The sequence below is a fragment of the Chitinophaga sancti genome (genome assembly GCF_034424315.1).
Classification (GTDB): domain Bacteria; phylum Bacteroidota; class Bacteroidia; order Chitinophagales; family Chitinophagaceae; genus Chitinophaga; species Chitinophaga sancti.
In genome coordinates, this window is record NZ_CP139972.1 from 8295295 (window position 1) to 8319860 (window position 24566).

Annotated in this window: 18 protein-coding genes; 7 read left to right on the top strand and 11 right to left on the bottom strand. The window is 43.6% G+C overall.

What is annotated here, in order from left to right; all coding sequences use genetic code 11:
• The first annotated feature begins 7 nt into the window (after window positions 1-7).
• Window positions 8-1480 (top strand): RagB/SusD family nutrient uptake outer membrane protein, encoded by a 1473-nt coding sequence (locus U0033_RS32685; protein ID WP_177318645.1) that lies wholly within the window; start codon window positions 8-10, stop codon window positions 1478-1480.
• Between the two features lie 37 nt (window positions 1481-1517).
• Here the strand turns inward: U0033_RS32685 and U0033_RS32690 are convergent, their stop codons facing one another.
• The 9 genes from U0033_RS32690 to U0033_RS32730 form a co-directional block, all read right to left on the bottom strand.
• The gene (locus U0033_RS32690) at window positions 1518-2282 is read right to left on the bottom strand and encodes a hypothetical protein (RefSeq protein WP_072362975.1); all 765 of its coding nucleotides are present in this window, start codon (window positions 2280-2282) and stop codon (window positions 1518-1520) included.
• A gap of 26 nt (window positions 2283-2308) precedes the next feature.
• Window positions 2309-3865 (bottom strand): RagB/SusD family nutrient uptake outer membrane protein, encoded by a 1557-nt coding sequence (locus U0033_RS32695; protein ID WP_072362974.1) that lies wholly within the window; start codon window positions 3863-3865, stop codon window positions 2309-2311.
• A 10-nt stretch (window positions 3866-3875) separates the two neighbouring features.
• Complete coding sequence (locus U0033_RS32700) at window positions 3876-6974, bottom strand: SusC/RagA family TonB-linked outer membrane protein (protein ID WP_083571631.1); 3099 nt, start codon at window positions 6972-6974, stop codon at window positions 3876-3878.
• A 104-nt stretch (window positions 6975-7078) separates the two neighbouring features.
• A complete protein-coding gene (locus U0033_RS32705; protein WP_072362973.1) occupies window positions 7079-9913 on the bottom strand; it encodes a TIM-barrel domain-containing protein in 2835 nt (944 codons plus the stop codon).
• A 152-nt stretch (window positions 9914-10065) separates the two neighbouring features.
• A complete protein-coding gene (locus tag U0033_RS32710) occupies window positions 10066-10659 on the bottom strand; it encodes a hypothetical protein (RefSeq protein ID WP_072362972.1) in 594 nt (197 codons plus the stop codon).
• Between the two features lie 84 nt (window positions 10660-10743).
• The gene (locus tag U0033_RS32715; RefSeq protein ID WP_245801809.1) at window positions 10744-12141 is read right to left on the bottom strand and encodes a hypothetical protein; all 1398 of its coding nucleotides are present in this window, start codon (window positions 12139-12141) and stop codon (window positions 10744-10746) included.
• Between the two features lie 58 nt (window positions 12142-12199).
• Window positions 12200-12781: a YceI family protein gene (locus U0033_RS32720; protein WP_072362971.1), complete on the bottom strand. Its 582-nt coding sequence runs from the start codon at window positions 12779-12781 to the stop codon at window positions 12200-12202.
• Between the two features lie 135 nt (window positions 12782-12916).
• Window positions 12917-16930, bottom strand: coding sequence for a hybrid sensor histidine kinase/response regulator transcription factor (locus U0033_RS32725; protein ID WP_218164052.1), 4014 nt, complete (start codon window positions 16928-16930; stop codon window positions 12917-12919).
• A gap of 484 nt (window positions 16931-17414) precedes the next feature.
• The gene (locus tag U0033_RS32730; RefSeq protein ID WP_322518432.1) at window positions 17415-18170 is read right to left on the bottom strand and encodes an IS5 family transposase; all 756 of its coding nucleotides are present in this window, start codon (window positions 18168-18170) and stop codon (window positions 17415-17417) included.
• Window positions 18171-18351: 181 nt separating this feature from the next.
• On the opposite strand from U0033_RS32730, the gene U0033_RS32735 reads away from it, so the two are divergent.
• The gene (locus U0033_RS32735; protein WP_072357089.1) at window positions 18352-19581 is read left to right on the top strand and encodes a tyrosine-type recombinase/integrase; all 1230 of its coding nucleotides are present in this window, start codon (window positions 18352-18354) and stop codon (window positions 19579-19581) included.
• A gap of 126 nt (window positions 19582-19707) precedes the next feature.
• Here the strand turns inward: U0033_RS32735 and U0033_RS32740 are convergent, their stop codons facing one another.
• Together U0033_RS32740 and U0033_RS32745 are read right to left on the bottom strand one after the other, a co-directional pair.
• On the bottom strand, window positions 19708-20202 hold the full coding sequence (locus tag U0033_RS32740; protein ID WP_072357090.1) for a hypothetical protein: 495 nt from the start codon (window positions 20200-20202) through the stop codon (window positions 19708-19710).
• Window positions 20203-20214: 12 nt separating this feature from the next.
• Window positions 20215-21060, bottom strand: a complete 846-nt coding sequence (locus tag U0033_RS32745; protein ID WP_072357091.1) for a hypothetical protein — start codon at window positions 21058-21060, stop codon at window positions 20215-20217.
• 698 nt (window positions 21061-21758) lie between these two features.
• Between U0033_RS32745 and U0033_RS32750 the strand changes: the two genes are divergently transcribed.
• The 5 genes from U0033_RS32750 (at window position 21759) to U0033_RS32770 (ending at window position 24517) form a co-directional block, all read left to right on the top strand.
• Window positions 21759-21992 carry a terminase small subunit gene (locus U0033_RS32750; RefSeq protein ID WP_072357092.1) on the top strand — a complete coding sequence of 78 codons (234 nt, stop codon included), beginning with the start codon at window positions 21759-21761 and terminating at the stop codon, window positions 21990-21992.
• A 313-nt stretch (window positions 21993-22305) separates the two neighbouring features.
• Window positions 22306-22479 (top strand): terminase small subunit, encoded by a 174-nt coding sequence (locus U0033_RS32755; RefSeq protein WP_218163979.1) that lies wholly within the window; start codon window positions 22306-22308, stop codon window positions 22477-22479.
• Window positions 22463-23713 (top strand): hypothetical protein, encoded by a 1251-nt coding sequence (locus U0033_RS32760; protein WP_218163980.1) that lies wholly within the window; start codon window positions 22463-22465, stop codon window positions 23711-23713. Before U0033_RS32755 ends, U0033_RS32760 begins: the two co-directional genes overlap by 17 nt.
• A complete protein-coding gene (locus tag U0033_RS32765; protein ID WP_218163981.1) occupies window positions 23682-24047 on the top strand; it encodes a hypothetical protein in 366 nt (121 codons plus the stop codon). Before U0033_RS32760 ends, U0033_RS32765 begins: the two co-directional genes overlap by 32 nt.
• An 11-nt stretch (window positions 24048-24058) precedes the next feature.
• The gene (locus U0033_RS32770) at window positions 24059-24517 is read left to right on the top strand and encodes a hypothetical protein (RefSeq protein ID WP_072357093.1); all 459 of its coding nucleotides are present in this window, start codon (window positions 24059-24061) and stop codon (window positions 24515-24517) included.
• Window positions 24518-24566: the final 49 nt, after the last annotated feature.

Here is a 24566-nt window from a genome sequence, read left to right on the forward strand (position 1 = left end):
GAGCCACATGAAATATTTTATCGCAATCATTTGCATCAGCATATTAGCGGCCTGTAATAAAGATTTTCTGGATACAGCGCCCATCTCCAATCAGAATGAAAGCAGCTTTTATAAAACGGAAAATGACATTGTACAGGCTGTGAATGGAGTGTACAACAAGCTGCTTACCTTTCCTGATGTGAACAATCTGTACCTCTCTGAAGTACGGTCCAATAACTATTATGTAGACAGGCAGGATGCGGCCAGAGATTACTTCAGCCTATCTGCCTTCGAGATTACTTCGGCCCTGGGTACGCTGCAAACTGCCTGGACAAACGATTATGAAATGATAGAAAGAGCGAACCAGGTGCTGGACAGGATAGATGATATTTCATTCACAGATACGACAAAGCGGAGCCGGATGAAAGGCGAATGTAAGTTTTTAAGAGCGCTCGCTTATTTTGAATTAGTCAAAGTTTTTGGTGCGGTACCTTTGATAGAACACAAGGTATCTTCAGAAGAAGCACTCAGTTATCCCCGGGTAGGTGCAGATACGATTTATAATTTCATTGTCAGTGAACTCAGCGCAGCAGCTGTCTTGCTGCCCACCAGCTACAGCGGTACAGACAAGGGCCGTGCTACCAAACTGGCCGCCCTGGGTATCTTAGGCCGGGCTTATATGTTCATGGCAGGTTATCCTTTTAATAAAACAGAAAACTATGCAAATGCCATCAATGCATTCAGGCAGGTATTGAATGCCGAAAATGCCGGTTGGACCTTTGCATCTACCTATGCAGAGATCTTTAAAACCAGCAGCGACAATAAATACTATCTCTTCGAAGTACAGTATTTATCCGGCGGTAAGGGTTTAGGCAATCCCATTCCGGGAGAAGTGATCCCACTCGATATGGATACGAAGATCACTCCTTATGGTTCATACTATATGCAGGGTTTCCCATCCGATGATCTGATCAATAGTTTCGAGGCGGGAGATAAAAGAAAGTTTGTGATCCTCGACACCGTATACAGGAATAAATCAGGCGTGATGACAAAGCGTAACTATTTCAAAAAATACCTGGATTCCTCTGCCGCTGCTGCTATTCTCAGTAGTTCTGACTGGGGCATTAACTTCCCAATCTTAAGACCGGAAGATGTAATGCTGATGTATGCACAGGCTGTGAATGAAACAAGCGGTCCTACAGCCGAAGCGATTAGCATCGTGAACAGGATCAGGGCAAGAGCCGGGCTCACAGCTATTTCTGGTGTGTCTCAGTCAGAATTCAGGTTGTTGTTGGAAACGGAGAGAAGGCATGAACTGGCCTGGGAAGGGATCTATTGGGGAGATTTGATCCGCACAGGAAGATGCCTGGATGTGATGAATACCTGGTTACAAACAAACTATTCAAAATCTATCGATGTGACGCAGGAATTGTATCCTGTTCCGAAATCTGAAATGCAAATAAAACCGGGCCTGTATTATCAGAATCCCGGTTATGAATAAACACGAAAAGGGCTGGCTGAAAAGCCAGCCCTTGTTATCAATAACTATATCCTTTTCTTTTAAACAGCCAGATATTTCTCCAGCCATCTCCCTGCTCCACGAGCGTCAGCTCATTGTCATTCAGCTTCGCAATTGTATACGTCGCCTTTGTTCCCAGGCTAATGTCACTACCCGTTATCTTCACTTTCTGCGCTGTTGTATCCAGTTCAAAAATGGCTTTTGTCAATGTGCCATTATGATTAAACGTAAAGTTTTTAGCCCCATTCAGGTCAAATGTCATCTCATCATTCTGCACACCCTTTTCAACCAGGTAGCTCAGTCCATTCGTCCACCAGGCAGGCGTCAGTGCATCGCCGGGACCATTACCATAGCAGTATAAGGTAGGCACATCTGAAGCCCATACCCAGGTCCTTCCATTAGCACCATTTGCCAGCAGGTTCCATGTTGCATTACTGAAATATTCAGGGTCATTTTCAGATACAGTGATCTTTGTAGAGTCACCTACCGGACCACCGGGTGTATACACGGTGTACCTGATCCAGTAATTACCTGCAAATGGCAGGTTGATAGTATCCAGCATTTTTTTGGAGAAGCCCCCGGTATATTGCCAGAAAGGAATATATCCACCACTCGTCTGGCTATTCAGGTATATAATATTATCATACCCGCTTTTCTGTGTAACAGAGAATTTAAGGCTGGACTGTGCGATGGTCGGAGATCCCATGCTCTCACTATCTTCTTTGGTGCAGGCTGTAAACGCACAAGCCAGTACCAGTAGTGACAGTATAATATAGTTTTTCATTTTTAATGTTTTGTGGAATTATAAAATCACCATCCGGCATTTTGTTGATACACGCCATTTGACAAACTGATTTCCTGTTCCGGAATTTTGAACAAGCCCTTTGTTGCAGCAGGGAAGCTCACGGTCATGTCAGAAGTACTTGCATTGTCGATGGCTGCTTTTGCCACATCTACACCCTGGCGCAGTAAATCCCAGTAGCGCTGTCCTTCCAGTGCCAGTTCCAGTCTGCGTTCGTTCATGATCAGGGTTTTACCTGAAGCATCAGCAGTCAGCGTTTTGCGGTAGCTGGTGCTTTGGAATGCCCTGTCGCGTACCTGGTTATAGTAATCCTGTGCTTTAGCCAGGTTGCCATCCAGGTTCAGTTCTGCTGCCATCAGCAACACATCTGCATAGCGGATCACCACATCATCGTAGTAGTTATCGATCTGGAAGTCACCACCCATTTCTACGGCATTGCCGGAATTCATTGGGGTGTATTTTTTCCAGAAATAACCGGTGTATTGTGTCTGATCTCCCTGTGAATAAGCGGTGAGGTTTTCATTTGCAATAGATACAATGGAAGCACCACGACGGGTATCATTATTATCATATGCATTCCACAGACCCGCTGATACAGTTCCTGCGCCCCATCCTTTGTAGTAAGGATTGAGTACCTGGTTGCGGATTGCAATGTCTACCTGCATGCGGTTACCATTGTGCTGACTCCAGTTGCCCAGGCCTTTGTAGGTGAATTTGATAGACCATACGGTTTCCTTATTGTCTTCTCCCACAAAGTTGGTGAGTGCGGACTGCCAGAGGTTGGCGAAGTTGCTTACCAGCCCGTAGCCACCTGTGTTGATCAGGTTATCCAGGTAGGTTACTGCCTGTGCTTTGGTGATGACGCCTGCCAGGTCGTTCTGACTATAATAGCCGGTGTAATACAGGAATACACGGCCTATCATGGCTTCTGCCGCCCATTTGTTCACCCTTCCATAGTTTGAAGATGAAATGCTGGAATAGGGAGTAGCCGTCAGGTTATCAGCTGCGTATTTCAGGTCTTGCGCAATCTGTGCGTACACGGCTGCTGGTTCTGCCTGGGCCAGGTTCAGTTCACTTGGTGTGAGTGGCTTGGTTGTCAGCGGCACATGTCCGAACATCCTTACCACATCGAAATAGAAGTAGGCTCTCAGGAAACGGGCTTCGGCGATGTACTGTGTTTTTAAAGTAGTATCGCTGCCCCAGCTTACATTGTCTATTTTTGATAAGAGGATATTGGCTCTGTATATGCCTGTGTAGTATTTCTGCCAGAGGGTCAGGTTCATGTTGGAACTTGCTTCGAAGCGATCCCATTGTTTCCATACCAGGTCAGAAGCACCACCGCCGCCAAAACAGTCGTCACTGGCTAATTCAGATACCAGGTGGATATTATCATAATCACCGATCTCCAGTTCATTGTATACGGCTACCAGTGCCTGCAATGCCTGGTCAGGGGTTTTGTAGAAGGACTCTTCCGTTTGTTCATCTACGGGAGAGCGTTCCAGGAAGCTCTTGCTACAAGAGGCAAAGAGCGCGATGGCTATAGCTGCTAAGAATATCTTTTTCATGTGGAATGTTTTAGAATTTTGCGCTCAGACCCACTAATAATGTCTTTGGTTGTGGATAGGTACCTACGTCGATGCCGGAAGCCCAGCCACTTGGACCATAACCAATTTCAGGATCGATTCCTTTATACTTTGTGAATGTAAAGAGGTTAGTACCGGATACGTATAACCGCAGTTGTTGCATCGGTATTTCAGGGAACAGCTTCTTGAAGTCATATCCCAGGTTTACACTCTTGATACGCAGGAAGGAACCGCTTTTAATATACAGGTCAGAAGAGCGCACCCAGTTCTGGTTCAGGTCAGCACCATCTGTTACACGGGGAATCTTGTTAGAAGTACCTTCACCAGTCCAGCGGCCCAGGATCTCGGCAGAGTAGTTGCTGAGTGGGCTGGAGAAATCGTGTGTACCATCCCAGATCTCGTTGCCCTGGCTGCCATAGATGGCGATAGTCAGGTCGAAACCTTTGTAGCCCATATTCACATTGAAACCATAAGTGAATTTAGGGTATGGATTACCGATCATGGTTTCATCTTTTGCATCGATAACACCGTCACCATTCAGGTCCTTGAAGCGAACATCACCAGGTTTTGCATTAGGCTGAACCGGAGAACCGTCTTTGCTTTTGTAGGCAGTGATTTCGGCGGTATTCTGGAAGATGCCATCTGTTTTGTAACCGTAGAAGAAACCCATTGGGAAGCCTCTCTGTGCACGGTAGAATTCAGGCATGCTGGCGAAGGTAACAGCGGTGGCACCATTGATGATCTTTTCCTTGTTAGGAATATCAGTCACCTTGTTACGGTTTACCGCAATGTTTGCACTCATACCTAATTTAAAATCGTTGAACTGGTGATCGTAACCAAGAGATGCTTCAATACCCTGGTTGCGTACATCACCCCCGTTTACGAGTGCTGTGGTGGCACCGGATACGGCAGGGGTATTCACACTTACCAGCCAGTCTTTTGTCATCTTGCGGTACAGTTCAACTGTCAGACTGATGTCTTTAAAGAGGATCGCGTCGATACCGATATTTGTTTGTTCAGATGTTTCCCATTTCAGATCAGGGTTTGCGATCTTGATAGGAGCCGCACCCACATAAGCCACATCGCCGCTACCAAAATAATAACCCAGGTACTGTGTGGAGATGGTAGAGAGATATTGGTATTGAGAAGATGGCAGGTTACCGTTCTGGCCCCAGCCGGCGCGGATCTTCAGGAAGTTCAGCCAGTTTACATGCAGGAATGGTTCATTGGTAGGTACCCAACCGGCAGAGAAGGAAGGGAAGTGACCATAGCGGTTGTTAGAACCGAATGCAGTGGAACCGTCTACACGGAAGATCGCGGTGAACATATATTTCTCCGCATAGTTATAGCCGATACGGCCAAAGTAGGAGAGCAGTGCAGAAGAACCTTTGGAACCATAAATTCTTTGTGTACTGTCGGTAGTACCGTTATTGATAATGGCGTTGTCCAGACCTGTTTTAGTCAGATCCTGTTTGTAGCCGTTTACAAAGAAGTAAGTGGTTTCAAGTGTATTCAGACCTGCAAGTGCTGAGATGTTGTGTTTACCAATCTGGCGCTGGTAGTTCACTGTATTATCCCAGTTCCAGGTAGCATCGCGCTGCATACCCTGGTTAGCCTGTGAGTGAATATTATATTCTGTAGTAGAGAGATCGTAAATTGGTCTGTAACTGTTTGTATTTGTATACAACAGGTTGATACCAAAATCAGAACGGATGCTCAGCCCTTTGATCGGCGTTGCCTGCAGGAAAGCATTACCTGCAATACGATCGTAGGTATTTTTGTTCTGGTATTTATAGTACATCTGTGCTACAGGGTTGGCTTCACCTACATTCCATTTGGACTTACCGAATGCACCGGTAGAGTCGTATACATTGAACAGCGGGCTTACATTCATCACGCTGTGCATGGTATTGTCATAGATGTTGCTCACACCTACACCGCTTTTTGCAGAGCGGGAATAAGTGAGGTTTTCGCCAAAGGTGATCAGGTCTTTAAAGGCTTTGTGCTCGGAATTGATGCGGAAGTTGACGCGCTCATACCGGGATTGACCTTTGAAACCAATGATACCATCCTGCTTTGTATAAGAAACAGAAGAGGAGTATACAGATCTGTCATTACCACCAGAGAAGTTGATACTATGATTCATCATAGGTGCACGCTTGTTGTACATGGCTTCCTGCCAGTCAGTTCCTTTGCCCAGCGCACTCAGTTGTTGTGCGTTGAAATAAGGACTGTTGCCGGAGTTGATAGCCATTTCATTCATGATCACACCATAATCATGCGCATTCAGCAGGGCGGATTTGTGTGTAGGATTCTGTACACCATAATAAGCATCATAAGAGAGCTTGGTCTGGGCATTTTTTCCTTTGATCGTCGTGATCAGTACAACCCCGTTTGCACCACGGGAACCATAGATAGCGGAAGATGCGGCATCTTTCAGTACGTCTACCCCGGAGATGTCGGCGGAGTTGAGGTAGGAGATGTCACTCATAGGTACCCCGTCTACGATGTAGATAGGATCGGAAGTGCCCACTGTACCTGTACCGCGTATACGTACTTTCATGGATTCACCGGGTTGTGCAGATACAGTAGAGATCTGTACGCCGGGAGTCTGGCCTTGTAAAGCCTGGTCTACACGGAGGGAGTGGTTTTCTTCCAGTTGTTTGGTGTTGACATGGTCGATGGCACCTGTTACGAGTTTTTTCTTCTCGGTACCGTAACCAACTACAACGATTTCTTCGATTGTTTTTGTGCCTTCGGTTAAGCGGATGGCAACGCTTGTTAGTCCTTTAACGGCAAGCACCTTTTTGTCGAAACCCATGAGGGTTACTTCCAGGGTGTCTTCATCTTTCACCTGCAGGTGAAAGCGGCCGTTTACATCAGAGATAGCACCATTGGAAGTGCCTTTTACGCGCACGGTGGCGCCTGGTAGTGGTTCATCTTTACCTGCTGTGGATACTCTTCCTTCCAGCGGGTGAGAGTTGGTCTGTGCAATAGTCATAGTACCGGTCAGCAGCATTGCGATGAGCAGTATGCTCCTGATCCCCCAGGATGCAGCCACAAAATCGTGGATTTTGTAAGCAGTTTTCATAATGTTAGAATGTTTGTTTCTGGATGAGTGTTGAATTGATGGTCGACGAATTTCATTGTGTTCACAACGTGTTAAATGTTTCTGTCATTTACGTGGTTTAGGTTTTAAAGATTTATATGGATCGTTTGTTCATTGCCATTATATTGTACCAGCTGCCCTTTATTGGCCGCCAGATCAAAAGCCTGTGGATGTGTTTTATCTATTTTTACTACCCGGAAGCTCCGCTGTTTCAGCATACCGGGGAATTCACCTGCACGTTTGCCAAAGCTCAGCGTATTGTCGGTGTCGTTATATTTAAACTGAATAGTGCTGAAAGCTCCTTTTTCATAGTTATAGTTAAGCCCTTCATCCTCATAGAGGCTGAATGTGCCGTTGCTGCCGCCATATACATATAAGGTAATGGTATCAGCAGCCTGCTGGCTGGTGTATTGAAGTTCCGGGCCAAATGGCACGATACTGCCAGCTTTTACATACAGGGGAATACGGTTCAGTGGTGCAGCGGCAGAGATATGCTGACCGCCATCGGTATACTTGCCATCATACAGGTTGTACCAACCCTGGCCTGCTGGTAAGTAGAGTTCACGGCTGCGTGCTTTGTAAGCATACACCGGATTTACCAGGAAGGCAGGACCAAACATAAACTGGTCTCCTATGTGACGAACGGCAGTATCCTGATCGAAATCCATGAGCAGACCACGCATCAGCGTGTAGCCGTTATGATAAGTCTGTCCGGCAAGGGAATAAATATAAGGCATTAACCTGTAGCGCAGGCGGTCATAATAAACGATAGACTGGTATTCCTGGCTGTTTTCAGGTGCGATATTATACACTTCCCGGTATGGATACTGTCCGTGAGCGCGGAACAATGGACAAAAGGCCCCGTATTGATACCAGCGTGTGTTTAGTTCCCGCCATTCCTGCAGATTTTCCCCCTGTGGATCAGGTCTGTCATATTTATCTTCTACATAAAAGCCGCCGATGTCTGTAGTCCAGTATGGTAGGCCGGACATGCAGAAGTTCAGACCAGCCGGAATCTGCCTGGCCAGTTCATCGAAACGGGCGGCGATATCACCACTCCAGGTAGCAGCACTATAATGTTGTAAGCCGGCAAACGCGGAGCGGGTCAGGATAAATACGCGCTGATCAGGTTTCGTTGTTCTCTGGCCTTCATAGATGCCTTTAGCATTCATGAGGGCAAAGGGATTGAAGTATTGTGTGGATGAACCTAATGCTGTAGGGTTCATCAGTTGTTTGCGGTATTCAATGGATGTATTGGAATAGATATCCGGTTCTGTGGCATCCAGCCACCAGGCATCTACGCCTTTGCTGAACAGGTGGGTATTAACCATGCCCCAGAATTCTTTCCTGGCATCTGCATTAAAGGCATCGTAGAAGGTGGAAATATAGCCTTTACCGATCCAGTCACGAACACTGTCCTTGATACTTTTGGTATACAGGTAGCCTTTATCATTCATCACCTTGTAGTTCGGAATGTCTTTGTAGAACTTAGGCCATACTGAGATCATGAAATGTGTATGGTACAGGTTATGGAGAGAATCGATCATGCCTTTTGCATCCGGGAAGCGGGCAGGATCGAAGTCCTGGCTACCCCAGGCATTTTCTTCCCAGTAAGACCAGTCCATCACGATATTGTCCAGTGGGATTTGTCTTTTTCTAAATTCCTGTACGGTGCTGATTACATCCTGCTGGGTCTTGTATCTTTCACGGCTTTGCCAGAAACCCATGGCCCATTTAGGCAGGATGGTAGCTTTGCCGGTAACGGTACGGTAACCATTGATCACTTCATCGGGGTGTGCACCATAAATAAAGTAGTAGTCTATTTTTTCACCGGCTTCGGAGGTAAAGGCCATTTTGTCTTTCAGGCGTTCCGGAGTGGGAGGGAGGTGTTTCAGTGAAATGAAGGCCTGGTTTGATTCAGGGATCCATTCTATTTTCAGGTCATGTTGTTCGCCTGTCTGCATCGCCTTTTTAAAGACGGAAGGACCGGGATTCCAGCCCTCCCGCCATTTGTCGAGCATCAATACGCCATCGATCCATATCCTTATGTAACCGGAAGCCGAAACGTAAAATTTCTGATCGCCTGCTTCTTTAGGGCTGACCTTACCTTCCCAGGTCACGATGCCTTTGGCCATTGGATAGCCTTGCGGAATGTTTTTGAGGGAAGGGATGTAGCTATAGTCAATTTTTGACTCCCCTCTTTGCAGGAATACGCTGTCTTTTTGATTGCGCAGTCCATAAGTAGCGGTTAAAGCACCTTTCCGGCCGTTTTTATCGCTTAGTTCCAGGCTGGCCAGTTCTTCATAAGGGCGATCATCTCCGAAGCGGGTAATGGAGTAGTTATCCCAGAGAATACCATAGTGGCGGCTGGACAAAACGAAGGGTACAGCTACCTGGCTATTATACTGTGTGAGGTCTACATCCTGGTTTTTATAGTTCATGAGCCCCGTTTGTGGCTGGCCCAGACCATAAAAGGCTTCATCTGCGGGAGAATCAAAAAGTTGTTGAAGTCGGAAAAGCTTTTTACCGTCAATAGTTACGGGGGTGAAAGCTTTTCCTCCTTCGTTTATTATGGTGTTACCCTGGGCATCTTTAAAGTTCACCAAACCGGTGCTGAGATCTACGGTGGCCGTTAACGAATTGGTTTTCAATGTAGCGGTATGTTCGTCTGCCGTAGATGTCCATTTTATATCGGGATTGGAGTCTACTACCGATATCAGGCTGGGAGTAGTAGAGATTTTGTCTTCCGGGGATGCGGAGACCCTGATAATTTTGTCATTGATCACTTGTAGTTTTACCTGTTTTACATCTCCTTTCAGTCTAACCAGTAAGCCGTCTTTCAGTTTTTCAACGCGTTCGGTTTGACAAAACTGGAAGCAACAGGAAATCATCACAATCGGTAAGATTCGGATTTTCTTCATATCTGTGGAATTTGTCTTTACTCGTTGTAGAGTGTGGACAAATGTAGCTTTCTGCTATCACAGAGAGGGTAGGCGAATGTTTTCAATTAGGGGTCAAAATGTTAACCAAACAGAAAATCCGAGGGGATGTTTTGATAATCTGATGTTGATTATCAATCAATTACTTTAAAGTTGAATTGGAAGCTTACTACCAGGTCGTCTTTAGCGCGGATCATGCCGCCAAACTTCCGGGGAGGTACCAGGCCAAAATCGGAGAAGCGGATATTTTTGGAACCGGCCATATGGATCATTTTCTGATCGTCGGTAGTGGTGGTGAGGTAGAGTGACATTTCTTTGGTCACACCTGCCAGTTCGATGGCTACATTACCGCACAATTGTTCGGGGGCGCCATTCTGGGCAGGATATTTCTGGAGAGATAAAAGGGCGATCCGGAGGGAAGGGTGTTGGTTGGCTTTGAGGGTTTCCCGCAGGTCATGGGTCATCATTTTGTCGAGACAATCAAAGTCAAAAACAGCCATTTCCAGTTTACCGCTGAGGCGTACGATTTCGGAACCATTGTTCTGGTAGCAGATGAGGGTATCCCGGTATGGGTAGTTTTTGATTTCGCAACTGAATTTGTTCACGTTTGTGCTGCCGCTTACCCGTACGAGGATGTTGTTAAGAACAACCCATTTTACTCCCCGTGGAGCTGGCGCTTTGAAGGCCAGGAGGCAAAAGATAGTCAATATGAAAGTAAGTGTGCGCATTGTTACAAGGGAGAAAGAAGTAAAAAATGCCCTCCTTTTGGGGAGGGCATTTTTCAAATTGATACACTATCAGACATTGAAAGATTAGAACCCAACCACCGCTTCAAGCACGTATCCATTGAACTTACCACCACTGCGATAGTCTGCTGTAGGGAAGTCTTTGTATTTCTGTACCACATATTCACCTTTCATCAGAATATTGTTTGTGATGAACCAACCAGCAGCTACAGCAACACGATTTACTTTCACATCCTGAGTGTAGGTGATTGCACCTGCACCGGTACCGGCTGTGCTGTTTGCAGGGCGAGCGGTTACTTCGTTATATCTTACACCTAAGAATACATTTTCTTTAGGGAAGAAACGATAAACTGCATCTATTGCATATTGGCTAGCATCTCTTGTTTTAGTTTCTGCAGCGGTACGACCACTTGCTTTTTCGTAAGTACCGAATACTTCCAGGCCACTGTATTTAGCGAACACGTTGAACATTCCTGCGTTTACTTTCTTAGTGAAGCCGGGATTGAAACGGCCGGAGAAAGCGAGCGGAGTACCTGCACCAGTTGTGCTGCTTGGATTAGCGGAAGCTTCTTCCATTACGTATTGGTAGTTAGAACCGGAACGGTCGCCACCATACAGTGTGTTACTTGCACTGCTCTGGTTACCGTAGTAGCTCAGACTTGCACGGAGGCGGAATTTCTCAGCCAGTTTTTTGTCGAAGCCTACTTTAGCTAACAGAGATGGAGATTTGTGCAGTTTACCATCTGGGTTGCTCTTGGCGTACAGGGAGTCAACGTTACCTTTGATCAGACCGTTGGTTACACCAACCATACCGAACAAACCATTGTGTTTCAGGTAGATCTGAGCACCGATTTCAGTAGCATAAGCGTCCATGATATTACCTTCCATGAAAGGATTGTAAAGAGTCTGGCCACCATCGCTTCTACGGTAGTGAGCATCACCGTAATCTACTTCCATGTGACCAACTTTGATGGTAGCATATTTCATGATCTCATCGAAGAAGGCGCTTTTGAAAGGCATTCTGTCCATCTGGATGTAACCACCTTTTACCCATGTTTCATTGTGGTGTTTGGAAGACAGGTATACAGTTAAGTTCATGGTGATACCAGGAGCCAGTGGTACATCGAAGTACAGGTTAGCCTGTGCTGTCTGGAAACCGGCAGTGATATCTTTCAGTTTGTTACCAGCTACAGAAGTTCCTGAGCCAAATGAACCTACTGTATTGTTAAGTGCAGTTGGATTTTCATGTTTCAGATTTTGGAACTGCATTGTGAAACCAGCACCGATTCTTGGTTTAATACCGTTGAAGTAAGTTGAAGTATCCTTAGCTCCTTCGAAAACGTTGATACCAGTTTTATCGTATGGTCTCCAGTTTGGAATGTTACGGTCTTGCGCCATTAAGGTAATTGGGAAGAGTCCGACGCAAAGCAGCACTATATGTTGCAGACGCATTTTTGTTTTCATGGCAATCGATTTAAAAAATGTGTAGTGGTTAGTGGTTTTATTATTGATGAAGTGTAACTTAATGTTGAACGGTGAACTCGTAGCTGATAGTTACTGCGTTACCAGTTTTCATAGCACCCATCATGAAGGATGGAGGTGTTACGCCGAAGTCAGTCATGTTCAGGATTTTACTTCCTTTGATAACTGATTTTCCGCTACCTGCTGCAGTTGCCTTAGCTATCAGTTCTACAGCTTTAGTAGTACCTGCAATAGTCAGTTGACCCTGAGCTTTTACAGTTCCATCTGCAGCTACAGTACCAGCTGTAAGTTTGAAAGTGATATTTGGATTGTCTTTAGCTTTTAATGCTTTATATGCATTGTCGTCCATGCCGCTGTGTTCACTTTTCAGCGCTTTTGCAGCTACAGTGTAGCTCAGTGCTGGGATACCGGTCAGCTGGCCGGCAGGATTGAACGTAATGTCAGCAGTGCAAGTACCTGAGGTAGCTTTCATTTCCCAATCGTGAAGGGTAGACGTACCATTTACTTTGAGACTAATGCCGCTTACTACCACTGATTTGGTCTGTGCGAATGCTGCCGCTACGATTAGATGAACGAACAGTAATGTGGCGATTCCTTTTCTGATGATTGCTGAGTGATACATGGTAAATTGGATTTAAAGCGTTAATCGGATAACGTTCCGATCTGAGTGCAAGATGGTGATAAGTGGGTTGGTGGGAAATGATGGACATCATCGCCGCGGCTGATTGGAGTTTGTGAGGCCCTGACAATGGTTATTTTATTCGCCCTTCCCCTTAAAGGCAGAGGGAAGTACGCCGTACTCCAGCTTGAAGTAACGGGAAAAATATTTGGGGTTATTAAAGCCGACCTCGTAAGCAATTTCGGCGATGGTTAACTGGCTCTTTTCCAGCAATTGGGCCGCCCGCTTGAGTCTTATGGATCTGATAAATTCAATTGGCGGCTTACCTGTTAATGTAAGTAGTTTTTTATAAACGGAAACTCTGCTCATAAAAAGCTCCCGGCTCAGTTCCTCGACAGAGAAATCCGGGTTACTAATATTCTTCTCTACGATTTGTAATGCCTGCTGAATAAACTGCTCGTCCTGGGAAGAAATGGCAATTTCCTCCGGATGAGCCTCAATATGTTGCTGAAAAGTCTTCTTTAAGGTCTGTTGTTGGGTGATAATATTCCTTATGCGTGACAACAACATTTCGAAGTTAAAGGGCTTGGTAATGTACTCAGAAGCGCCATTGTCAAGGGCTTCCAGCTGATCCTCCTCCGATGCCCGGGCAGTCAGAAGGATCACAGGCAGGTGTGCCGTACGGGCTTGTTGACGGATTTTCCGGCAGAGCTCCAGGCCATCCATTTCCGGCATACTTACATCACTCACGATGATATTAGGCAAGGTTTGCTGTAATATATTCCAGCCTGCCAACCCATTTGGTGCGTCAATAATATGGAAATATTGACCAAGATTATCTTTCAGGTAAAACCGAAAATCTTCGCTGTCTTCTATCAGTAGGATAACGGGCTTTTTACCGGTATAGACCGCAGGTGCGTCAGGTGCCTGTGGCTCCATGATCAGGGAATGCTGGGAAGCCCCTTTGGTGGCTGGTTTAATGCCATTTATAGGGAGCAGAACGGTAAATGCACTCCCCATTCCCGGGGCGCTATCTACGCTAATAGAACCACCATGTAGCTTTACAAATTCCTTGGTAATACTTAAACCAATGCCACTACCCTGGTTCACCAGGGAGCCTGGAATATCGTGCTGGAAAAAGCGTTCGAAGATACGATCCTGTTGTTCCAGCGGAATACCAATACCGGTATCCTTCACTATAATGGCAAGCAGGTCGTTTTGCTGGACTTGTAAGTCAACAGAAATGTTCCCCTGCTCAGGAGTGAATTTGAATGCATTGCTGAGTAAGTTGAACAGTATTTTTTCAATCTTATCAGGATCGTATAGCATATTCAGTGAGGGTACATTACTGTGGAAGTCGAGATGGATCTGTTTCTTTTCTGAGAGGTCAGAAAAAGAAGTGGTGAGTTCTTTACTGAATGCGATAATGTCACCTTCTGTAGTGTATAGTTTTATCTCCTGCACTTCCATTTTGCGGAAGTCGAGCAGTTGATTCACTAAGTTGAGCAGGCGACGTGCATTGCGTTGCACCAATACTAATTGTTGCTGCACATTGCCTTCAATGTCTTTCTTAAGTAGCCTTTCCAGTGGTGTAATGATCAGGCTTAGCGGGGTGCGGAATTCATGACTGATATTAGTAAAGAACCGGATCTTCAGTGAATCCAGTTCATGCATGCGGCGTGCCTCCTGCCTTTCCTGTGCGATGCGTGCACGGAATCTTTCCCGTTCCAGTATCATCCGTCTGCCAATGATCAGTGCACCTATGATGAGTAGGGCGTAAATGATGAATGCCAGTGGTGTTCGCCAGAACGGAGGTAAGATAGTGATGCGTAATTCCAGCGGTTGTGGTGTCCATACACCATCGTTGTTAGAGGCTTTTACTTTAAAGATATATTCACCCGGATCGAGGTTCGTATAAGTAGCCGTACGTAAAAGCCCGTCGCTGCTGAGCCACTCGTGGTTAAAGCCTTCCAGCATATAGGCGTACTCGTTCTTTTCAGGATGGAAATAATTCAAAGCAGCGAAGCTGATGGAGAATTCATTTTCTTTGTATTTTAAAGTAATGTGTCTTGTTTGATTGATCGCTTCGGATAAGAGAATCCGGCCATTCAAAGACTCCCCTGGTTGCAGGCTTTTGTTAAAGACCTGGAAGTCTGTAAGTACAACTGGTGGAATGTTTGAATTGATTGTGATATTATTCGGGTAAAATAAATTAAAGCCGTTACCACCGCCAAAAAGCAGTTCACCTTTGCGCGTTTTTAATGCTGCGTTTTCATTGAATTCCCGGCCTTGTAAACCATCTGACTGATCGTAATTTTTAAACTGGTGTTGTGCCCGCATATTGGACAAACCATTGGCGGTGCTCATCCAGAGCGTGTGGTTATTATCTTCCAGGATATTCAGTACCGTATTGTCTGGTAAACCATCTTCTTTCCTGAAAATTTTAAACTGATGCGTGGCGGGATCGAACAGGTTTAATCCTTCCCTGGTACCAATCCATACCTGGCCCTGGCTGTCTTCAAATAAACAGAGGATGTTTTTATGACTCAGACTACCAGCTTGCCTGGGATCTGCATCGTAGTGCGTGAAATGTCCTTTTGGATCCATCACATCTACCCCTTCGGCGGTACCTATCCAGAGCCTTCCTTTTTTGTCTTCGAGAAATGCAGAGATGTAAGGTGAACGCATTTTGTCGCTGTAGTGAATGAATTTATTATTCACCAGTTGATTCAGGCCGCCACCTAAAGTTCCTATCCACAGTCTTTGCTGACTGTCTTCAAATATTTCCCAGATGCTGTTATCGCTCAGACTATTGGGATCACTGGCATCATGCCGGTAGTGAATGAAACGTTGTCCGTCAAAACAATCCAGGCCACCGAAATAAGAGCCTACCCACAATTTTTGCTGGTGGTCGATCCATAGACTAACAATGACGTTGCCACTGGGAGAGTTGGGGTTGGAGGGATTGTGAAGATATTGTTTATAGGTATTTTTCGATCTGTCAAAGTAAATGAGACCACCACCATTGGTACCTATCCATATGTTCCCATTCGCATCTTCAGCAAAGCGGTTCACATCATCGTAAGGGAGGGTGTTCGATGCAAATGCCTGGTGCTGGTAAAGCGGGAACTTCACCATATTTTCATGGTAGTAGCAAAGGCCTTTCTTATAAGTACCGATCCAGATGATGCCGGCGTTGTCTTTATACAGTGTAGTGATACTATTTTGGCTAAGGCTTTTAGGATCTTCACTATTATTCGTGAGATAGCGAAAGCTTTGTTGTTTTTTATCAATGATGTTGAGGCCACCATGGTCGGTGCCTATCCAGATCAAACCCTGGTTGTCCTGCACTACGCCACGTACGATATTGTTGTTCAGACCATTGTTCTGATCGTAGTGGGTGAAAGATTTTGTGCGTTGGTTATAGCAGTAAATGCCCTGAAAATCGTTTGTACTGAACAGCCAGCAGTCACCATCTTTGTCGGCCATGAGTTGGTAGGGGCTGGGAGAAGGAGTAGGGAGTTGATCGCTGGAGATGATTTGTTGGGTATGAGGATCCATTTTTTCCAGCCGGCCATTGGTTTGGATGATCCAGCAAAGACCGGAGGGGGCTTGCGCCATATCCGATATTTGTGTACCGGGGAATAAATGAAGTGTTTTTTTTGTGGAGGGGGCGTAACGGTAAAGGCCGTCTTTGGGGGTCACGAACCAGTAATTGCCATCCTGGTCCTTCAGGATATTGTTGATACTATCTACAGGCACCCCGAATCTGGCAAGGACCAGCCGTGGATTGCGCTGGAAATTCCCCAGCCGTGGATTGTATACGTTCTGACCATTTCTATGTGAAACCCAGAGGAGGCCTTCGGGGCCTTCTAATATGCTGGTGATGAAATTATCTGCAATAGTAGTGGTGTCTCTGATGTCTTGCCTGAAGATGCGGAAGTTGTAGCCATCGTAGCGGTTGAGCCCGGACATAGTGCCGAACCACATGAAACCGTGACTGTCTTTATATATACAATTGACCTGATTCGCAGAGAGGCCCTGCGTGATGTCAAGTCGGGTCAATTGGTATTGAGACTGTGGTGTTTGCGCCCATAGTAAGGTGAATGGAAACAGCAGCAGGATGGATACAATCGTTCTTTGGATGATCACTCTTAAAATTTTTCAAAAACGCGGATGTAATATAATTAAATGTCTGGAATACACACATTTTTCGAAATTATCCATTCTTCGTCTATCAGGTTTTGTAAAATATCAAATTCTTAAGGGAATACTGTTTGAATATTTATTTTATTGTTCGGTTGCTTGTTAGATGACATTTTCTGAATATAGGTATCTTTAATATATGTCCAGGCAAGTGATCCGTCCACACTCCCGGCTCCTGGTAATGGGGTAACGATTGTCGTAATGGGTATAGAAATTATTGCTGTTAAGCCCAGCTCAGGCCCACGTTGATAAGGATGCTTCTTCTATACTGGTGGCCGTTTCGGTACTTATATAAAAAGAGAAAGGTCGAAAGAATTCGACCTTTGTGCTAAAATTCCATATTTTAGAATTGGTGTCAGTCAATGGCTATGTTTTGACTATTACAGGCCATAATGCTCAGTCTTAGAGTATGTTTAAAAACTAATTCTACTTATTTTAGAAGTATACTAATGAATGCTACCTGGATGAAAGCCACAGATGATTCAGGTAGCCTTTCATAATCCTTCGACAATCTTCTGAAGTTATTGAGCCAAGCGAATGATCGTTCAACCTGCCATCTACCTTTCTGTGGCACAAAACCCTTTACTGTCGGCGGTTTCTGAGCTATTTCCATCTTCCATTTGTAATAATTCTCAACCATATCGCTAAACTCTCCCTGGTATGCTTTATCTGTACGAATCAGTTTCATCCTATGACTAACCTTTTCAATTTTCCACAGCAAATCAAAACCGCCAATTGAGTCATGAATATTTGCGCCGCTGACACTTATCGCAATTGGTAATCCTAAGCTATCAACAGCAAGATGCCTTTTTCGACCATTGATATGCTTACCGCCATCGATCCCGGTTTCTATACTTACGAATCCAGTTTTCTTTATACTTTGGCTATCGATAGCACTGACAGATGGTGCATAATTTCGCCCCTGATCTATCCGCTCTTTTCTAACCATTTTTAACATCACCTGTTCCAGCACACCTGCTTTTTTCCATTTATTGAAATAATAGTAAACTATCTGCCAGTAAGGGAAATCACTGCTTAGATTACGCCATTGACTACCTGTTCTGCAAATCCATAATATAGCATTGAAGATAGTTCGAAGGCTATATTTACGCTTTCTTTTGTCCGTTAATATTTTTTCTATACTTTTCCAGTGCGAATCGGTCAATAATGTGAACTTCGTTCTCATAGTTTGTTTTGTGGTAAATCCAAACTAATTGATCGATTCGTACTTTCCTAATTTTAGCCCATCAGAATTTTAAACATACTCTTATAGTGAGTTGTGATTAAATTGATTTGTCGCTAAAGTGACATTATTTGACCCAAAAAGACTAAATTTAGACACTGTTTTAGACACCACTTATTTCACGATGGAAAACAGAAGTACTGTATTAAAGTCAGAAAAGCATATTAAGATCAGCTTTTATTGTCATGATGCTCGGCTAAGGTATCCCACAGGGGTAAAGATAGTTGATTCCGAATCCAAGACGGGATCCAAAAGAATTGGGGCAATAATGAACGCAATAGATGAATATTCCCGGGAATTTACTTTGCTTGGAAAGCAAATTAGTAAAGACGAGCTGACAGCATATTTGGATACAAAATTTAACCCAGAAAAACTGAAGAAGGCAAAAATGAAGGCCGCAGCCGCTTCCGCAAGAAGCTTAGTGGATGATCATAAAAAGATGATTAATATGATGCGGTCTGGACAATTGGTGAAAAAGAGTAATAAGGGTAAGTATAGTGATATTACTATTAGTCAGTATGAACGTATGAGGGAAAGATGGGAAGAGTGCGCTGCAGACCCCAAAAGCGAGTTTGAGTTATCCTACGAAATGACAATAGATCATTTTAGGAATATGATTAATTGGTTGATAATTAAAAAGTATTCTCAAAATTCAATGTATAATATTGTCAATAATTTGGGAATTTTTCTTCGATATGCCTTAGATAAAGGTTATCATACAAATAGAGTTTTTGAACACGAAGAATTTTCAATTCCCCAAGAGGATTCTGACGCTATTGCTCCATTATACGATGAGATATTAAAATTTTATAGAACGTCTCTTAAGATTAAATCAGATGAAAGAGCTCGGGATTTATTCGTCTTTGGGTGTTTTCTGGCTGTTAGGGTTGAAGACCTATCTAGTATAAATGAGTATAAATTATCAGGGAATCATTTTGAAGTATTAACCCGAAAAACAGGAAAAAGAGTTGTCATACCCTGTCATCCAATAGCACGGGAGATTTATAATAAACACAATGGAGTAATGCCTGTATATATCCGGCAGACATTTGCTCGCATCCTAAATAGGATATGTAAAGAAAGCAATGCGTTTCCTGGTACAAAATTGATTACAATTACCATAGGAGGTAAGAAAAAGGGGATTCATTATAAAAGGCATGAATTTATTACCCCCCATACAATGCGTCGGTTTTTTGCTACCTGGATGTACCGAGATCTACGGAGGCAACCGAGGGAAATCATGGCTATAACTGGTCATGAAACAGAAGAATCATTCTTTAAATACATTAAAATTGAGCTTGAGATGAATGCTGAAGATATTTTCAATGATCCTGCATTCCAGAAGATTGTTTGATTTTTTTCAGATCCTTTCTTTGGGAGCGTTACTAATAGAGATAGGCCGCTCGGCTGGATGGTGGAATTAACTTTATTTTCAGTTTAATAAAATGAAAAGCCGTCTCATCTGAGACGGCCTTGTTTATTACTTTAAATCAAATTTGTAATTCGCCTCTTTTAATGGATTTACTTTTTTATCCGAGTAGTAATTAGCACCAAATATTACTTGTTCAAAGCCCATATACTTAACCATTACTAAGCTATTAGGCATTTTGCTGCTGTAATAAAATGCATATACCAAGTCGACCGGTTGTGATTCCATGTAATAAAACCCTTTAAATTTGAAACCACAAATGTCATTTGGAATTTTTCTTATTTCCTCTTTATAATTTATTGTATTATTTATAAACTCGAAAGGAGGCTCATTTTTATTAAAAATAACCATTAAATTACCATTATCCTTTTCTTGACATTTGAAATCGCCGGCTGGCATTTCACTCATTTCCTTCCAGTAAGCATTCCCATTTTTGTTTTTTAGATATAATGAGATGTATTGTGCATCAACGTTTAGTTTAGACGTATCCTGGCAGAACGCAAAAAATGGTAAAATCAAAAAAAACGCAAATTTGAGAAATTTCATGTTCTATCTTCTTTATTGAGGTATTGAACCGCGCAACGTTGCAAATCCATTAAGTGTTATCTTCGGGTTATATTGTGACCAGGCGTTAAGGAAATCTGCTTTATAAGATACACTCCACTGAGCATTTGTTAATGAATTAGTAGTACTTTCGACTTTAAGGCCATTTGATAAAGTAGCACCTACTTCTACTCCGGCAGCGTTTATTCCGCCTTTTACCATGGTGTTGCCATCTGAGGTACCTATTAATGTTCTTTTTTCAATTAAGTTTCCTGCAGCATTGCCAAAAAATGAATAAAAACCTTCTATAATATTTAAAAAAGGTGATCCCAAAGGTTCTTGAGATCCAAGGTTATCTCCAATTAAAATTTGCTGAACAGGACCTGCTTGAGAGGCGGTAGGATGTGACGGAGTTAAATCATTGTAATAAAATGGTAGAACTACGATCAATTGGATAGGTCGGGCTTTAAATTCATAATGCATTTGTATATCGTATCTTGAACGACCAACTGTTCCTCCAACAAGATTTGCCTGGTCACCTTCATACGTGCTATATATATCATCCGCATAATTTGCATCATATTGATTTGGGTAGGCTGGATTGTAGCTACCTGAAGTTTTTGCACTTTTAAGGTTATTTACACTGTCCTTAAGTTTTGCTATATAACTACTTGTTAATTTTGTATCAGAGAAGATTGAGTTAATGTACTCGTATTGCCCTTTGTTAATATTGACCATTTCTAAATCAGATTTCTCATTTGGTTTAGTTGGATTGCGGAGGGTGTTGTCTTTCTTGGTACAGGAAAATAACAGTAAAGAACTTAGGCTAACAGCTGCTAGCACACAGAAGGTTGGTTTCATGAGTTAAACAATTTGTTTTTATAATACGGGTTAAAAATATGTACAAACTTAAATGAAGGTACATGATAATTGAAATGAATTTTTAATGATAGTGGTCAGTACCTAAACAGATTTCGTGTAGATTTTTTTGGAAATGTAATTATTTATCCCATGTATTTCTTCTGTAAGCAATGTCTATATCTTTGTGTTGCTTTCCCGCATAACTAGCAGGCAGCCAATTACCATGTACCAAAGTCAGCCAACTATCTCAGGAAGAAAACGGGTAGGAACTACCGTTTTTAAATCAGATTTAAGTGGTAACCAGGTTGACACGTATCCAAGTCTATACCTCGCTCAAATAACAGAGAGAAGGTCATACCGAATTCTAATGGCCGCCATCACTGCTGGCAAACCTCTAAATAATCACCTCTTCACCATAGGGAGCATTTATCAACGACGTTCTTCTAAATCCGTTACTTCCCATCCATGGGAGACCAATGGTCTATTCAATATAGATGCATGGGGTAAGATGTTCCAATAACGGGAATAAGTTGCGAAAGTAATTTTGTTGAAGAAAAAGCAGTTGAATTTTGGCACTCAAGAAAGAATATACAGTTTTCATCCGGCATTACCTCAAAACAGGCGACCATATTGAGTCTTACATCAAAGCAGTTCCCGGAATTGACCGCAAGGTTGCTGCTACAAGTGGTGAAAGGTAGTTGAAAAATACTGCAATTGCTGCTGAAATTGCAAAATCCAAGTCCACTGACTCTGTTGAAATTGATGAAGTTGAAGAAATTCAACAATCTTCAGATGAAAAGCATCATGTTCTTACCCTGAAAGAAGAAAGATTTTGCCAAGAATATCTGGTAGACCTAAATGCCACACAGGTAGCCATAAGAGCTGGATATACAGGAGACACCATAAGGCGCAGACCGCTCATAAACTTCTAACAAAAGGATACATCCAGCGGAGGGTGCAGGTCTTAAAGGACGAGCGATCCCGGCGAACAGAAATAAGCGCTGATATGGTTCTTTAGGAGCTGGCTCACATCGGGTTTGCACGTGTCACTGACTTTGTAAAGGTAGAGCTGCGGAAAGAAGAAATTATTGTTCCTCCGAAAAAGACGCGTAAGGGATCAGTAGAAGACGATGAAGATGATAAGACAGAAGACGCATTACCACAAGTGGTAGAAACCTCCTACAAGATTGTTGATGTATTTGAGACAGATTCACAGATTCTATTGACCCCGATAAGATCAGGGCCTTGTTGAGCATAAAACAGGGCAAAAATGGCATCGAGGTGAAGATGCACGATAAAACTAAGGGATTGGAGCTAATAGGCCGTCATCTGGGTATGTGGAATGATAAGCTGAAGGTCGATGCTGATGAGGAGCTGAAGAGCCTCTTTAAAACCATAGCCAGTGCAGAAGGTAAGTAATGACGATAGGGGGAAGGTAGCCCGGATGCTTACCCGTGGGCGTGAAGATTGGAATTTCTTCGCCAAAGAGGTATTGGGTGTAAACCTCGATCGTGAGCAACAGAAGATTCTGGAATCTGTCCAGGTAAACCGCATGACCTCAGTTGCATCCGGTACCGCTCGTGGTAAAGACTTTGTGTCCGCTGTTGCGGCTTTGTCATTCCTCTATAACACCCCTTACTTTGATCCTGCAGGAGAATTGGTTGGAAACACTAAAGTAGCTCTTACAGCCCTAACAGATCGCCAGGTGAAGAATATCATGATGCCGGAGATATCCAGATTACACCGGCGTATGATTTCAAGAGGGTTCAGGTTCCTTGCCGGCAGGCTTACAGCCTATGACGTAAAGACTGATTTTGAGTTGTGGTTTCTTACCGGGTTTAAGGCCGATGAGCATAATCATGAGGCATGGTCGGGCTTCCATGCTGTAAATACCATGTTCGTGGTCACTGAGGCCTCTGGTATAGCAGAAACGGTTTATTCGGCAATAGAAGGTAACCTGCAAGGAAACTCTCGAATGCTTATAGTATTCAACCCTAATAAGCTCACTGGGTATGCCGCGAAGTCTCAGAAATCTAAACGCTGGAACAAGTTTCGGCTATGCAGCTTGGACGCCCCAAATGTGGTTAACAGGAACACGGCCATACCTGGGCAAGTAGACTATGAATGGGTTAAGGATAAGGTAGAAGAATTGTGCACCCGGATTGATGTATCGGATTTCAATGAAGGAGATGGTGACTTTGAATGGGAGGGTGCATATTACCGCCCTAATGACCTTTTTAGGGTGAAGGTTTTGGGAATGTTCCCGAAGGAGTCATTGGATACCCTTATCCCCCTGCATTGGGTTGAGCTTGCAAATAAACGTTGGGAGGAGTTCAATAAAGAAGGCTTTGCCAAAAGCCCCAAATTAAGGTTAGGTGTGGACGTTGCCGGTATGGGTCGAGATGATTCCTGCTTTTGTCCTCGGTATGATAACTATGTGGCTCCCCTCGAGATGGTTAACTCAGGAGGTAAGGCAGAACATATGCGGATCGCGGGTATGACCAAACAGAAAATCGAGGCGCATGCAGATAAGTTTACCGGTAAAACAGTAAAAGCCTTTATAGATACAATTGGCGAGGGTGCGGGCGTATTCTCTAGGCTTGAGGAACAAAGGGTACAAGGTGTATTCTCATGTAAATACTCTGAAGCATGAAGCAGCGACTGACAAGGCTGGGAATCCATTGAAAGACCTTACTGGTCAATATGAGTTTGCCAACATGAGGGCATACCTGATGTGGGCCGTACGTGATTGGCTTGACCCGTCGAAGGGTTCTAAAGCGATGCTTCCTCCTGATGAGGTTCTAACTGCTGAATTGTGTGAACCTACATGGTGTTTCCAATCTAATGGTAAAATTATCATTGAGCCTAAGGATGACATCAAAAAACGTCTGGGACGTTCACCAGATAAATTCGATTCACTCGCAAATACATTCTACCCTGAGCATGAGGAGCAAGCGGCCCAGAATCTCAGTGGAATTTTCTTCTAAACATTAACGCTATGTCCGACCAAAGAATAATACTAAACATTATTACTCCATGCACTCGCCCGGAGAATTTACAAAGGATAGGCGAATCCATCAGGTATAGCCAACAGTTTGCACAAGATGTACATATAAAATGGCATATCCATGTAGATAGATCAGTTCATCACATCGTCCACAACCATTGTGATGTTGAATTTCGGGAAAAAGACGGAGTACATTTCATTAAATCAAATATGACTGGAATCGCCGGACATGTGCACAGAAATAGTTTTTTGATTCAAAACGAATGGCGAGGTCGTATTGACGGACCTCAAGTTATGGATGAATGGATTATGAGTCTCGAGGCAATATCTTTATTCTGGGTGCATAAGCAGAAAATCACAATACCAGCTATAACAGCAATTGTGAAAGCTATAAATCCCAAAATTAGACACATATGTTTAAATGAACGTTTAGGTGCATTCATTATATAGTCCTTTTGCGCTTCAAGAGTCTTAAGGCTCAGTTCATGAGCTAATTTAA